This is a genomic window from Streptomyces sp. NPDC030798 (genome assembly GCF_055572275.1).
On the sequence record NZ_JBVIDR010000019.1, the window covers coordinates 81,022 to 95,168 of the forward strand.

Annotated in this window: 13 protein-coding genes; 8 read left to right on the forward strand and 5 right to left on the reverse strand. The window is 73.2% G+C overall.

Translation table 11 applies throughout. From position 1 onward, the window contains the following. Positions 1–46 precede the first annotated feature (46 nt). Positions 47–931, reverse strand: coding sequence for a MaoC family dehydratase (locus ACZ404_RS33395; RefSeq protein WP_468446519.1), 885 nt, complete (start codon positions 929–931; stop codon positions 47–49). A 79-nt stretch (positions 932–1,010) separates the two neighbouring features. Continuing rightward, a complete protein-coding gene (locus tag ACZ404_RS33400) occupies positions 1,011–2,312 on the reverse strand; it encodes a 3-oxoacyl-ACP reductase (RefSeq protein WP_468446521.1) in 1,302 nt (433 codons plus the stop codon). Between the two features lie 96 nt (positions 2,313–2,408). Here ACZ404_RS33400 and ACZ404_RS33405 point away from each other — a divergent pair, with 96 nt between their 5' ends. Beyond that, positions 2,409–3,695, forward strand: coding sequence for an acetyl-CoA C-acetyltransferase (locus ACZ404_RS33405; RefSeq protein WP_468446523.1), 1,287 nt, complete (start codon positions 2,409–2,411; stop codon positions 3,693–3,695). A gap of 259 nt (positions 3,696–3,954) precedes the next feature. Continuing rightward, positions 3,955–5,913, forward strand: coding sequence for an AMP-dependent synthetase/ligase (locus ACZ404_RS33410; RefSeq protein WP_468446525.1), 1,959 nt, complete (start codon positions 3,955–3,957; stop codon positions 5,911–5,913). A 197-nt stretch (positions 5,914–6,110) separates the two neighbouring features. On the opposite strand, the gene ACZ404_RS33415 is transcribed toward ACZ404_RS33410, so the two are convergent. Next, the gene (locus ACZ404_RS33415; protein WP_003992177.1) at positions 6,111–6,314 is read right to left on the reverse strand and encodes a cold-shock protein; all 204 of its coding nucleotides are present in this window, start codon (positions 6,312–6,314) and stop codon (positions 6,111–6,113) included. A gap of 287 nt (positions 6,315–6,601) precedes the next feature. Between ACZ404_RS33415 and ACZ404_RS33420 the strand changes: the two genes are divergently transcribed. The 6 genes from ACZ404_RS33420 (at position 6,602) to ACZ404_RS33445 (ending at position 13,114) form a co-directional block, all read left to right on the forward strand. Then, entirely contained in the window at positions 6,602–7,450 is an 849-nt protein-coding gene (locus ACZ404_RS33420) for a menaquinone biosynthetic enzyme MqnA/MqnD family protein (protein WP_468446527.1), read from the forward strand. Between the two features lie 105 nt (positions 7,451–7,555). Then, complete coding sequence (locus ACZ404_RS33425) at positions 7,556–9,643, forward strand: serine/threonine-protein kinase (protein WP_468446529.1); 2,088 nt, start codon at positions 7,556–7,558, stop codon at positions 9,641–9,643. Further along, the gene (locus ACZ404_RS33430) at positions 9,644–10,390 is read left to right on the forward strand and encodes a prepilin peptidase (RefSeq protein WP_468446531.1); all 747 of its coding nucleotides are present in this window, start codon (positions 9,644–9,646) and stop codon (positions 10,388–10,390) included. Between the two features lie 71 nt (positions 10,391–10,461). After that, positions 10,462–11,676: a cyclic dehypoxanthinyl futalosine synthase gene (mqnC, locus tag ACZ404_RS33435; RefSeq protein ID WP_468446532.1), complete on the forward strand. Its 1,215-nt coding sequence runs from the start codon at positions 10,462–10,464 to the stop codon at positions 11,674–11,676. Positions 11,677–11,683: 7 nt separating this feature from the next. Next, a complete protein-coding gene (locus ACZ404_RS33440) occupies positions 11,684–12,331 on the forward strand; it encodes an amidohydrolase family protein (protein WP_468446534.1) in 648 nt (215 codons plus the stop codon). Between the two features lie 87 nt (positions 12,332–12,418). After that, the gene (locus ACZ404_RS33445) at positions 12,419–13,114 is read left to right on the forward strand and encodes a demethylmenaquinone methyltransferase (protein WP_468446536.1); all 696 of its coding nucleotides are present in this window, start codon (positions 12,419–12,421) and stop codon (positions 13,112–13,114) included. A 12-nt stretch (positions 13,115–13,126) separates the two neighbouring features. Here ACZ404_RS33445 and ACZ404_RS33450 read toward each other — a convergent pair whose 3' ends face one another. Together ACZ404_RS33450 and ACZ404_RS33455 are read right to left on the reverse strand one after the other, a co-directional pair. Beyond that, positions 13,127–13,435: a PASTA domain-containing protein gene (locus ACZ404_RS33450; protein WP_468446620.1), complete on the reverse strand. Its 309-nt coding sequence runs from the start codon at positions 13,433–13,435 to the stop codon at positions 13,127–13,129. A 156-nt stretch (positions 13,436–13,591) separates the two neighbouring features. Beyond that, a complete protein-coding gene (locus ACZ404_RS33455) occupies positions 13,592–14,107 on the reverse strand; it encodes a GNAT family N-acetyltransferase (RefSeq protein ID WP_468446538.1) in 516 nt (171 codons plus the stop codon). Positions 14,108–14,147: the final 40 nt, after the last annotated feature.

A 14,147-nucleotide genomic window follows, 5' to 3' on the forward strand; every position in this document is an offset into this window, starting at 1 on the left:
CGTGTGGGCGTGGCCGCCCCGCGCACCCGGCCACGGCGACGATCCCCTACGGCGCCTCGCCCTGCCCCGCACCGGGCAGCGCCCCTGCCTCCCCGGTCAGGTGCAGTCTGCCGTCCCGGCCGCGCAGTTCGAAGCGGCCGGTGTCGTCCGCGCCGTAGGTCACCGTCCCCGGCAGCAGCACAGGTGCCCGGAACCGGGCGCGTACCGCGGTGGGGCCGTCCGTGCCGTGGGCGGCGAGGCAGCGGGCCACGGTCCACATGCCGTGGGCGATGGCGCGCGGGAAGCCGAAGAGGCGGGCGGTGAGGGGGTGGAGATGGATGGGGTTGCGGTCACCGGACGCGGCCCCGTACCGCCGCCCGACATCCTCGGCCAGCCGCCACTCGGCCACCACCGGCAGCACGGGCGGCGGTTCCTCCCGGGGCTCCTCGCCGGGCCGCTCGGTGCGATGCCGCGCCAGATACGTGCTCCGCGACTCCCACAGCACCTCACCTCCGCCGCGCAGCTCCGTCACCACCGTCGCCTCGGTCCCGCGGCGGTGCGGGGCCAAGCCGGCGATGTGCACGGCGAGTTCGTACTCCCCGGCCGACGGCACCGCACCCCGCTGCACGATCTGCACCGACGTGTGCACCAGCCCCAGCAGCGGCAGCGGGAAGTCCCGCGCGCTCATCAGCCGCATGGCCAGCGGGAAGCCGAGGACGTGCGGGTAGGTGACCGGCAGCGTGTCCGTGCCGTCGGCGGCCGGGGCGGGGGCGAACCCGCAGACCCTCTCGTAGGCGGCCAGCCGGGCGGAGTCGGCGCGCAGGCCGGGCAGCACCAGACGGGTGTGCGGAAAGTCCGCCTGCGCGGAGGGCCGCTTGAAGGGCGAGCGCAGGGCACCCCGGGCCAGCAGGGGTGCCAGCGCGGGGGCGGAGGTGAGGGTGAGGGCGGTCATCGGGCCTCCAGGTGGCGGCAGGGGCGCCCGGCCGGCAGGTGCATCGGCGCGGGTGCGGGAGTCGGGATGACGGCGGCCATCACGCCCCCAGCAGGCTCTGGCCGCAGACGCGGACGATCTGGCCGTTGACCGCGCCGGAGGCCGGGTGGGCGAGCCAGGCCGTGGTCTCGGCGACGTCGACGGGCAGCCCGCCCTGTGCCAGGGAGTTCATCCGGCGCCCGGCCTCCCGGATGAACAGCGGGATCGCGGCTGTCATCCTCGTCTCGATGAACCCGGGCGCGACCGCGTTCACGGTGACCCCGTGCTCGGCGAGCGCGCGCGGCGCCAGGCACCGGACCAGGCCCACCACCCCCGCCTTGGCGGCGCCGTAGTTGGTCTGGCCCGCGTTGCCCGCGAGGCCCGCGATCGAGGCGGTGGCGACGATCCGGCCGCCGGGGCGCAGCGCGCCCTTGGCGAGCAGCGTGTCGGTGGTGCGCAGGACGCTGCCGAGGTTCACCTCCAGGACCGGACTCCAGCGCTCGGCAGGCATGTTGACCAGTCGGCGGTCCCGGGTGATGCCCGCGTTGTGGATGAGGGCGTCCAGGCCGCCGGGCACCGCGTCGGCGATGCGCTCGCCCGCGTCGTCGGCCGTGATGTCGAGGGCGAGGGCGGTGCCGCCGAGCCGTTCGGCGACCCGGCGCGCGTCCGCCTCGGCGGCCGGTACGTCGAGGACGACGACATGGGCGCCGTCCCGGGCCAGGGTTTCGGCCACCGCTTCGCCGATCCCCCGCGCGGCCCCGGTCACCAGGGCGGTGCGGCCGGCGAGCGGCTCCTCCCAGTCGGCGGGGGCGGTGACCGGGCTGCTGCCGACCTCGATCACCTGGCCGCTGACGTAGGCGGACCGGGGGGAGAGCAGGAAGCGCAGGGTGGACTCGGCGGCGGCCGCGTCGCTCACCCGGACCAGGTTGACGGTCCTGCCCCGGCCGATCTCCTTGCCGAGGGAGCGCGTGAAGCCCTCCAGGGCCTGCTGGGCGGCCGACTGGTGGTGGTCGGCGGGGTCGAGCGGGGCGCCGAGGACGACGACGCGGCCGCTCGGAGTCACGGAGCGGACGACCGGGTGCAGGGCCGCGTGCACCTCGGCCAGCGCGTCCAGGTCCCGTACGCCGGTCGCGTCCAGGACGACGGCGGCGGGGTCGGTCTCGCCCTGGGCGAGACCGGTGCGGGCCAGGACGGGGGAGAGGCCGAGGGTCGGCCTCCCTGCCGTGAGGTGCAGCAAGTGGCCGCGCAGACAGCGCTGTTCGGGCGCCCACCGGCTCAGCGCGGCCGGCTGGGGCAGGCCCAGGCGCCGGGTGAGGAACCGGCCGGGTGCCGTGCCGGTGAAGCTCAGGTAGCGGTCCGCCATGTGCCAACTCCCGCGCGACTCGGTCCGAAGTCCTTACTCTGGAGTAAGGTTACCAGCGGTAATCCCATGGATGTCACCGGTGAGGAGCAGGTCGAGATGAGTCCCCTTGAGCCACCCCGGACGCGTCGGGTCGCGGTGATCGGCGGCACCCGCATCCCCTTCGCCCGCTCCGACGGCCCGTACGCCACCGCCTCCAACCAGGAGATGCTGACGGCGGCCCTGGACGGCCTCGCCGAGCGCCACCACCTGCACGAGCCCGGCTCGGTCGGCGAGTTCGTCGCCGGTGCCGTCCTCAAGCACAGCCGCGACTTCAACCTCGCCCGCGAGACGGTCCTCGGCTCCCGCCTGGACCCGCGCACCCCCGCCTACGACATCCAGCAGGCCTGCGGCACCGGACTCCAGGCGATCATCGCCGCCGCCAACAAGATCGCCCTCGGCCAGACCGAGTCGGCGGTCGCCGGCGGCGCCGACACCGCGAGCGACGCGCCCCTCGGCGTCAACGACCGGCTGCGCCGCATCCTGCTGGAGGCCCGCCGGGCGAAGTCGGCAGGCGCCCGGCTGGCCGCCCTCGCGAGGATCCGCCCGTCCCACCTCGTCCCCGACATCCCGCGCAACGCCGAGCCGCGCACCGGGCTGTCGATGGGGGAGCACGCGGCCGTGACCGCCCGCGCCTGGGGCATCACCCGGGAGGCGCAGGACGAGCTGGCCGCGACCAGTCACCAGCGGCTGGCGGCGGCGTACGAGCGGGGCTTCTTCCGGGACCTGGTCGTCCCCTTCCGGGGCCTGGAGCGGGACCAGAACCTGCGGCCGGGCTCGACTCCCGAGAAACTCGCCCGGCTGAAGCCCGTGTTCGGGCTCAGCGCGCCGAATCCGACCATGACAGCGGGCAATTCGACGCCGCTGACCGACGGGGCCGCCGTGGTCCTGCTGGCGAGCGAGGCGTGGGCCGAGGCGCGTGGACTTGAACCCCTTGCGTACCTCACGGCGTACGAGACGGCGGCCGTCGACTTCGTGCACGGCGACGTGACCGGCGGCGAGGACGGCCTGCTGATGGCCCCGGCGTACGCGGTGCCGCGCATGCTGGAGCGCGCCGGACTGGACCTGGCCGACTTCGACCTCGTCGAGATCCACGAGGCCTTCGCCTCCCAGGTGCTGGCCACGCTGGCCGCCTGGGAGAAGCGGGGGCTGTCGCCCGTGGACCGGGACCGGCTGAACGTGGCGGGCTCCTCGCTAGCCACCGGGCACCCCTTCGCCGCCACCGGCGCCCGGCTCGTGGCGACCCTCGCCGAGCTGCTGGCGGAGCGGAAGGGGCCGGGGCGCGGGCTGATCTCCGTCTGCGCGGCGGGCGGTCAGGGCGTCACGGCGGTCCTGGAACGGCCCTGACACACCGTCAACGCCTCTGACCTGCCCGTCCGTACGAGGCCGGACGAAGGTGAGCACCACTCACCAAACCCCCGAGGCTGCACATCCCCGGCCCCGTACCATCCCGGAACGCGCACAAGGCCCCCACAGCGGCCTCGTACGATCTCCTGACTAACCGTCGGTAACCTCTTCTTCGGCCACCGACGGTGAACGCCTCGCCACTCGAGGCACGTAGTTCATGCAGCAAGCAGTTCACCGCTGCACGCCCGAGGAGCCGCCCGTGTCCACCCCGTACCCGAATGCCCCCGCCTCCTCCGGAACCCCCGCCTCCCCCGGAACGCCGGTCGTGGCCACCGACTACGACGGCCACCCGGTCCTGATCGAGCCGGAGACCCGGCGGCTGGACGGCGCCGTGCGCGAGGCGCATGTCCCGCCGTTCGCGCCGCCGGTGACCCACGGCTCGCTCGCGGACCTGCCGTTCGACAACGCCGAGGCGGACCCCGGCGCCACCGTGCTCAGCCGCAGGCTGCCCGACGGCGGCTGGACCGACGTGACGGCGGCCGAGTTCGCCGCGCAGGTGCTCGCGGTGGCCAAGGGGCTGATCGCGGAAGGCCTGGTGCCGGGCGATCGCATCGCCGTGATGTCCCGCACGACGTACGAGTGGACGCTGCTCGACTTCGCCGCCTGGGCGGCCGGCCTGGTCACCGTCCCGGTCTACCCCACCTCCTCGGTCTTCCAGACCCGCTGGATCCTGCACGACTCCGGCGCGGTGGCCCTGGTCACCGAGACCCAGGGCCAGGCCGCCGCCATGGGCCCGGAACTCGAGCACATCCCCGACCTCCGCCACCTGTGGGTGATGGAGAAGGGGCACGTGGAGCGGCTGGCCGAGCTGGGCGCCCCGGTGCCCGACGGCGAGGTCGGCGTCCGGCGGGGCATGCTCGTCCCCGACACCCTCGCCACCCTCATCTACACCTCCGGCACCACCGGCCGCCCCAAGGGCTGCGCCCTCTCGCACGGCAACTTCTTCGCCGAGGTCGACAACGCCATCGAGCTGCTCTACCCGATCTTCAAGGCGAAGGACGACGAGCCCTCCGTCCTGCTCTTCCTGCCGATGTCCCACGTCTTCGGCCGCATGGTGGCGATCGCCTGCATCCGCGCCCGGGTCCGCCTCGGCCACGCGCCCAGCCTCGCGGCCGACGATCTGCTCCCGGACCTCGCCGCCTTCAAGCCCACCTGCCTGCTGACCATCCCCTACATGCTGGAGAAGGTCTACAACTCCGCCCGCGCCAAGTCCGAGGCCGGCGGGCGGGCCGGCGTCTTCGACCGCGCGGCCTCGGTGGCCGTACGGTACGGCGAGGCGCTGGAGGCCCGGCAGACCGGCTCGGGCGGCGGGCCCAGCCGGGCGCTGAAGACCCAGCGCTCCTTCTACGACCCGCTCGTCTACCGGCGCATCCGGGCCGCCATGGGCGGCCGCGTCCGGTACGCCATCTGCGGCGGCTCACCCCTCGGCCGGCGCCTGGCCGCCTTCTACGCCGGCGCCGGCATCGAGATCTTCGAGGGCTACGGCCTCACGGAGACCACCGGCGCCTCCACCGTCACCCCGCCCCTCAAACCCCGCCTCGGCACCGTCGGCTGGCCCCTGCCCGGCACCCGGGTGCGCATCGCCGCCGACGGCGAGATCCTCATCGCCGGCGACCACGTGCTGCGCGGTTACTGGGACCCGCAGGCCGGCGGGGTCGTCCCCGCCACCCAGGACGGCTGGCTGGCCACCGGCGACCTCGGCGAGCTGGACGACGAGGGGTATCTCACCATCACCGGCCGCAAGAAGGAGCTGCTGATCACGGCGGGCGGCAAGTCGGTGGCCCCGGCTCCGCTGGAGAACTGGCTGCGCCAGCACCCCCTCGTCTCCCAGTGCATGCTCGTCGGCGACGCCCGCCCCTACGTCGCCGCCCTGTTCACCCTGGACCCCGACGGCATCACCCACTGGCGCCTGATGAACGGCAAGCATCCGGTGCCGCCGGAGCTGCTGCTCGGCGACCCCGAGCTGGAGGCGGTCCTCCAGCGGGCCGTGGACGAGGCCAACAAACTCGTCTCCCGTCCCGAGTCCATCCGCCGCTTCACCGTGCTGCCGGTGGACTTCACCGAGGAGGCGGGCCACCTCACCCCCTCGATGAAACTCCGGCGCGAACAGATCATGCGCGACTTCTCCGAGGAGGTGGAGGGCCTGTACGCCCGCTGACCGCCGGACGAGCGCCGGCTGGGGCGACTTCTCGGCCGGAGATTCCCCGCGTCCGGCCGGAATCAGCCGACTGGGATCGTTCGGCGGGACAGCAAGTGAACCGGAGATGAATTCCGGCGCAAAAGGCAGGAGCCCCGTCGCCGGCAGGCGCGGGGCTCCTTGGGTACTGCACTCAGGTTCTGCGATCAGGCAGTGATTCAGACGGGAGTGACGTTCTCCGCCTGCGGGCCCTTCGGGCCCTGGGTCACGTCGAAGCTCACCTGCTGGTTCTCCTCGAGGGAGCGGAAGCCGGAGGCGTTGATCGCGGAGTAGTGAACGAAGACGTCGGGGCCGCCGCCCTCCTGGGCGATGAAGCCAAAGCCCTTTTCGGCGTTGAACCACTTCACGGTTCCGGTAGCCATAAGCCCTCCTTGGGCTCAAAAGGGTTGCCCTGCTCCAGAACCTGCACGTGCGAACCAAGTGCTGCACAACTGCATTCGTCTGAAAACGACGAGAGCCCGCGGTCACATGCTCCGCAGGCTCTGTACTGCAAGGGAAACCAAACTGCAACTTGCGGCGAGCCTAGCACGCGGGCAGCCGAAAGCAATAGAGGTCAAGATCACGTCACCCGAATGTTTGAACCCCGGATGGGTGCGTTGACGGTGGGGCCGGTCCCAGCACGGTACCGCACGGGGTCTAGTCTCGCGATGTGGACAATTCTCGCACCCGGCCGCGCGTCGGCCACATCCAGTTCCTGAACTGCCTGCCCCTCTACTGGGGGCTCGCGAGAACCGGCACCCTCCTCGACTTCGAGCTCACCAAGGACACCCCGGAGAAGCTCAGCGAGCAGATCGTGCGCGGCGACCTCGACATCGGCCCGGTCACCCTCGTGGAGTTCCTGCGCAACGCCGGCGATCTGGTCGCCTTCCCGGACATCGCCGTCGGCTGCGACGGCCCGGTGATGTCCTGCGTGATCGTCTCGCAGGTCCCCCTCGACCGGCTGGACGGCGCCCGCGTCGCCCTCGGCTCGACCTCCCGCACCTCGGTCCGGCTGGCCCAGCTGCTGCTGGCGGAACGCTTCGGCGTCGAGCCCGACTACTACACCTGCCCGCCCGACCTCAGCCTGATGATGCAGGAGGCCGAGGCCGCCGTCCTCATCGGCGACGCGGCCCTGCGCGCCAACCTCGTCGACGGCCCGCGCTTCGGCCTCCAGGTGCACGACCTCGGCGCGCTCTGGAAGGAGTGGACCGGCCTGCCGTTCGTCTTCGCGGTCTGGGCCGCCCGGCGGGACTACGTCGAGCGCGAGCCGCTCATCACCCGCACGGTCCACGAGGCCTTCCTCGCCTCCCGCAACCTCTCCCTGGAGGAGGTCGGCAAGGTCGCCGAGCAGGCCGCCCGCTGGGAGGACTTCGACGAGGCCACCCTGGAGCGGTACTTCACCACCCTCGACTTCAGCTTCGGCACGCCCCAACTCGAGGCGGTCGCCGAGTTCGCCCGCCGCGTCGGCCCGACGACGGGCTTCCCGGCGGACGTACGGGTGGATCTGCTCCAGCCGTAGTCACCTCGGCACTACGCTGCGGACGGTGAGGCGTTACGGGGGAGCGCCCGCCGGGGAGAGGCATAGGCATACGGGGGAGAGGCGTTGGGGGGAGAGGTGGACGCCATGCAGCCGCTCGGAGCCGATGAGCCGGTCGCCGTCGGGCCCTACCGGCTGCTCGGCCGGCTCGGCTCGGGCGGCATGGGCCGGGTCTACCTGGGCCGCAGCGCCGGGGGCCGTACGGTCGCCGTGAAGATCGTCCACCCGCACTTCGCGCTGGACGAGGAGTTCCGCGCCCGCTTCCGGCGCGAGGTCGAGGCCGCGCGCCGGGTCGGGGGCGCCTGGACCGCGCCCGTCCTGGACGCCGACCCGGAGGCCGCCGTGCCGTGGGTCGCCACCGCCTACGCGGCCGGCCCCTCGCTCGCGGCGGCCGTCGCTGACGCCGGCGCACTGCCCGCGCACACCGTACGGGCCCTGGGCGCGGGTCTCGCCGAGGCGCTGACGGCGGTCCACGAACTGGGACTGGTCCACCGGGACGTCAAGCCGTCCAACGTCCTGCTCACCCTGGACGGCCCCCTTCTCATCGACTTCGGCATCGCCCGGGCGACGGACGGCACCGCCTCCCTCACCTCGACCGGCGTCTCGGTCGGCTCGCCCGGCTACATGTCGCCCGAGCAGATCCTCGGCAAGGGCGTCACCGGGGCGGCCGACGTCTTCTCCCTCGGTGCGGTACTGGTCCACGCAGCGACCGGTGAGCCGCCCTTCCCCGGCGACTCCTCCGCCGCGCTGCTCTACAAGGTCGTCCACGAGGAGCCGGAACTGGGCTCCCTGAGCGGCGAGTTGTGCGAGGTGGCCGACGCCTGCCTGGCCAAGAACCCGGCGGCCCGCCCCACCCCCGCCGCCCTGGCCCGCCGCCTCGCCCCGGAGGGCGCCGCCCACCTCATCACCGGCGGCTGGCTCCCGGGCCCCCTGGTCGAACAGGTCAGCCGCGCCGCCGTGAGCCTCCTGAACCTGGACACGGGGGAGGTGGCGCCTTCGGGGGTGGTGCCGTTCAGCCGGGCGGCGGTGCCCGGGTCGGTGGGCGGCGCCGAGCCGGCGGGGGCGGCCGAGCCGGCGGCCGGCTCGGCGGCGGTGTCCGGCCACGAGGCGGTGCCCGGCTCGAGTGCGGGGGCCGGCTCGGGGGTGCCTGCTTCTGCGGCGGTTGCCGGCTCTGCGTTTTCTGCTGCTGCGGGTGCTGCTGCCTTGGAAGCGGTGCCCGGCTCGGATGCCGTGGCGAGTTCCGGGGCGCTGCCCGGGGGGTCCGATCCCGGGGGCTCCGCAGCCGGGAGGTTCGAGGCAGTTGCCGGCGGTTCGGTGAGCGGGGAGTTCGGGCCCGCGCCCGTGATGAGTCCGGCCGGGGCCGGTCCAGGCGTCGGCCCGGCAGGAGCCGGCTCAGGCGTCGGTTCCGACGCGGTACCCGCGCCCAGGGACGCGTCCCTCCACGACGCGCCCCTCCACCACGCCTCCCCTCACGACGCCTCCCCACACGACTCCTCGCCCCGCGGCAAGCTGAGCGTCAGTGTGGCGGCGGCCTCGGCGCCGGGGGAGAGCGGCAGGGGCCGACGCGTGAGCTGCACCGTCGCGCTGGCCGTGGCCGGAGCCCTGGCCGTGGGGGCCGTAGGACTCGGGGCGTTGCTGCGCCCCTGGTTCGGAAGCGAGAACGACACGGCGGGCAGCGCACCGGCCGCCACCCGCACGCCCGGCCCGTCCTCCCCCGCCGACGCCTACTCGGCGGACCCCACGGACGGCTCGACCTCCCCGGCCCCCGGTGCGACGAGAGGAGAGGAGTCTCCCGCGCCGACCACCACCGGCGGCGCCGGGACTGCCGTCCCGGCCCGCTACCTCGGCACCTGGGAGGGCCAGGCCACCGGCCTCGACGGCAGCCTGCCCATGGGCACCTTCCGGCTCACCGTCCACCGGGCGTCCACCGGCGAGGAGTTGGGCCGGCTCACCCAGACCGACCAGCTCGGCGGCATCTGCACCGACATCCTCGTCCTCAAGCAGGTGACGAAGACCGGCATCGTCGCCACCTCGACCGGCGCCAAGGACAACCACGCCGGCTGCGACCCCGCCCCGCACCCCGTGGAGTTGACCCCCGTCGGCGACGACCTCCGGTACACCTCCGACAGCGCGGCGGAGGGCAACCCGGAGTCACGCATGTCGAAGGTCGGCTAGGTGACCGCCCCGCCCGACCTGCTCGTACTGGCCGTAGCCGCCCTGTGGGGCGCCGCCACCGGCACCCTGCTGCCCCGCGCCGCCTACCGCTTCGCCGCCCCCGACGAGGCCCCCTGGCACTCCCACTGCCCCGAGGGCCACCCCCTGCGGGGCTGGCTCGGCCGCCGGATCTGCACGGAGTGCGCCCACCGCCGGCCGCACGCCCCCTCGGTCTCCGTACCCCTCCTCGCCACCGCCACCGCCCTCACCTGCGCCCTCCTCGCCGTCGCCACCGGTACCCGTCCCGAGCTGGCCGTCTGGCTGCTGCTCGCCCCGGTGTGGGTGCTGCTGGCCGCCGTCGACCTGCGGGTACGCCGGCTGCCCGATCCGCTGACCCTCTCCTTGGCGGCCGGCGCACCCGCCCTGCTCGGCCTGGCCGCACTGCTCCCCGAACACGCCGGAGACTGGCTCACCGCCCTGTACGGCGGCCTCGCCCTCGGCGCCGGCTACTTCGTCCTGTACCTCGTCAACCCGGGCGCCATGGGCTTCGGCGACGTGAAGCTCGCCCTCGGCACGGGCGCCGTCCTCGGCTGGTACGGCTGGCCGACGGTCCTGCTCGGCACCTTCGCCGGGTTCCTGCTGGGCGCGCTGTACGGCGGCGCGCTCGTGCTGGCCCGGCGGGCGAACCGTGGAACGGCGATCCCCTTCGGGCCGTTCCTCCTCGCCGGAGCCTTCGCCGGACTCCTGATCGGCGCGTACACGGCCTGACGGCGGCCGCCCGAACCCGCTGGCGTAGGCTGGTTCGGTCCGTCCACAACCCTTGACGAAAGGGACGCCCGGTGACCGAGAAGGCCGACCTCGCTTCCGTTGATGTCACAGCCGTGCTCGACCGAGCGGCGGCGGGCGGACGCATCACGCCCGAGGAGGCGCTGGTCCTCTACCGCGACGCGCCCCTGCACGCGCTGGGTGCCGCCGCCGACGCCGTACGCCGCCGCAAGTACGCGGGCATCGAGCACATCGCGACGTACATCATCGAGCGCAACATCAACTACACGAACGTGTGCGTCACGGCGTGCAAGTTCTGCGCCTTCTACGCCGCCCCCAAGGACACCGAGAAGGGCTGGACCCGCGACCTCGACGACATCCTGCGCCGCTGCGCGGAGACCGTCGAGCTGGGCGGCACCCAGATCATGTTCCAGGGCGGTCACCACCCGGACTACGGCGTGGAGTACTACGAGAAGCACTTCGCCGCCATCAAGAAGGAGTTCCCGCAGCTCGTCATCCACAGCCTGGGGGCGAGCGAGGTCGAGCACATGGCCCGGATCAGCGGCGTGTCGGTCGAAGAGGCCATCACCCGTATCCACGCGGCCGGTCTGGACTCCTTCGCCGGCGCCGGCGCCGAACTCCTGCCCGAGCGCCCGCGCAAGGCCATCGCCCCGCTGAAGGAGTCCGGCGAGCGCTGGCTGGAGATCATGGAGACCGCGCACCGCCTCGGTGTCGAGTCGACGTCCACCATGCTCATGGGCACCGGCGAGACCAACGCCGAGCGCATCGAGCACCTGCGCATGATCCGCGACGTCCAGGACCGCACGGGCGGCTTCCGCGCCTTCATCCCGTACACCTACCAGCCCGAGAACAACCACCTGAAGGGCCGCACCCAGGCGACCCTCTTCGAGTACTTGCGGATGATCGCGATCGCCCGTCTGTTCCTCGACAACGTCCGGCACATCCAGGGCTCCTGGCTGACCACCGGCAAGGAGGTCGGTCAGCTGTCCCTGCACTACGGCGCGGACGACCTCGGCTCGATCATGCTGGAGGAGAACGTCGTCTCCTCCGCCGGCGCCAAGCACCGCTCCAACCGGCTGGAGATCATCGACCTCATCCGCAAGGCGGGCCGCGTCCCGGCGCAGCGCTCGACGACGTACGAGCACCTGGTCGTCCACGACGACCCGGCCGACGACCCCGTCGACGACCGCGTGGTCTCCCACATCTCCTCCACGGCCATCGAGGGCGGCACGGCTCACCCCGAACTGAAGCTGCTGGCCTCCAACTGAGCGCGCGTTGCTGACCATCCACACCGCGGACCTGCTGGTCACCGGCGACCCGCGGCGGTCGCCGATACCCGGGGGCGCGATCCTCGTCGAGGGCCGGGCGATCGCCTCCGTCGGCCCGTACGAGGAGCTGGCAGCCGCACACCCGCGGGCCCGGGTGCGACGCTGGCCGGGGCTCATCACCCCCGGCCTGCTGAACCCCTGCGGCCCCGAACTCCTGGAGCAGGCCTACCACCCCGACCCGCGCGAGGCCGCCGAACTCGGCACCGCGCCGATCACGGGCGAGGCCCTGGCCGGGCTCGGCATGACCGACGCGCGGTGGGGCGCCAGCGCCCGGCGCGGCGTGCAGCGGATGCTGGCACACGGCACCGTGGCGGTGGCCGGGTGCCTGTGGCGGCCCGCCGTGGTGGACGCGGTGCACCGCGTCGGGATGACGAGCGAGGAGCGGTTCGAGGACCCCGTGGGACCGCCGGACCTCGACCCGCTGGCCGGGCGGCGGTCCCTCACCGAGGCGATCCTCACCCCGCTCCCGTACGAGGGCCTGGACGCCACGTTCGCCGTGTTCGACGTGCCGGACGAGGCGACCCTCGTCGAACGCGGAGCCGGTACGTGCGTGGCGACCCTCATCGACGGCCGCCTCCTGTTCCGCCGCCGTTGACCGAACGCGGGTACTGCTGCTCTCCCGCATCCCGGTCCTCGTCGGGCCGAAGCCCCTTCCGCGCGGGCGGGCTGCAAGAATGGCGGCGTGACCCGCGCTTCCCTGAACAAGCAGCCGCACGAAGTCGCCTCGATGTTCGACGACGTGGCGGAACGGTACGACCTGACGAACGACGTGCTGTCGCTCGGCCAGGACCGGCGCTGGCGCAAGGAGGTGGCGAAGGCGGTCGACGCGCGTCCCGCGCAGAAGGTCCTCGACCTGGCGGCCGGTACGGCGACCTCCTCGCTGCCCTTCACGCGGACCGGCGCGTACGTCGTCCCCTGCGACTTCTCCACCGGGATGCTCCAGGTCGGCAAGAAGCGCAACCCGTGGCTGCCGTTCACGGCGGGCGACGCGACGAGGCTGCCGTTCCGCGACGACACCTTCGACGCCGTCACGATCTCCTTCGGTCTGCGCAACGTCCAGGACACGGACGCGGCCCTGCGCGAGATGTACCGGGTGACCCGGCCCGGCGGGCGCGTGGTGATCTGCGAGTTCTCACACCCGACGTGGCCGCCGTTCCGGACCGTGTACACGGAGTACCTGATGCGGGCGCTGCCGCCGGTCGCGCGCGCGGTCTCCTCGAACCCGGACGCCTACGTCTACCTCGCCGAGTCCATCCGCGCCTGGCCCGACCAGCCCGCGCTCGCCGAGCGGCTGCGCAAGGCGGGCTGGTCCAAGGTGGCCTGGCGCAACCTCTCCGGCGGTGTGGTCGCGCTGCACCGCGGCTTCAAGGAGAGCTGAGCCCGCCGCCGCTCAACGGTTGATCATCTCGAAGGCGTCCCCGGGCTCGCCCAGCTCGCGCTGCAGCCCGCCCGTGGGCGGCCGCGGGATGCGCGGCTCCCGCACACCCCCGCCCCCCTCGCCCTCACCGAAGTCGAACCACACGTACACCATGGAGTCCGGCGGAACCTCGGCGCCGGCCTGCGGATACTGGCGTACGACGTAGTCGACGACCGTGTGGTGGAAGTCCGGGCGGTCCGGCGCGTTGAGGAACAGGCCACGCGCCCGGGCCGTCTCGCGCGCGTCCACGGCCATCAGGCCGACCAGACGAGGAACGCGCACATCGGGTGTCTTGGGTGTTATGCGCACAGATGTCACCCCCAGCGGTAGGTGCAGGGTAACTCCGCCGCTGGGCACCCCGGAAGCGTCATGTCGCGTTCTGTAGCACTTGATTACTCACGGTTACAGGGTGCGGGTTGCCGGGTTGCTCGGTACTGGCTACGCGGGTTGCAACTCCAGCCGGTAGCAGTGCCCCTCCCGCGCCGAAGCGGGCGTCGTGAAGGTCTCCACGAGCCGCATCCCCAGGCGCTGGGTGACCGCGATGGAGCGAGCGTTGCGCGCGTCGACCATCGCCACCACGTGCGGCACTCCCGCCGCCCGCAGCCGCTTCAGGGTCTCCTCGGCGGCGGCCGTGGCGTACCCCCGCCCCCAGTGCGGCCGGCCGAGCCGCCAGCCGATCTCGATCTCGCCCGCCGGCCCCCACGCGTGCGGCCACGGCTGGGCCCCGGCGAAGCCGACCACCTCACCGGCGTCGTCCAGCACCGACCAGAGGCAGAAGCCGCGCTCCGCGTCGTGCCGCCGCTGGCGCGCGGTCAGTTCCTGGTAGGCCGACAACTCGGCGGCGCGGCCTCCCTGGAACTCCATGACCTCGGGGTCGGCGAAGACCCGGTGCCAGGTGAACGCGTCCTCGTCGGTGGGCACACGCAGCCGTACTGCGGGGAGAGCTCGGTTCACAGGGCAGCCCTTCAGCCGGGTGATCAATACTGCTGAATAG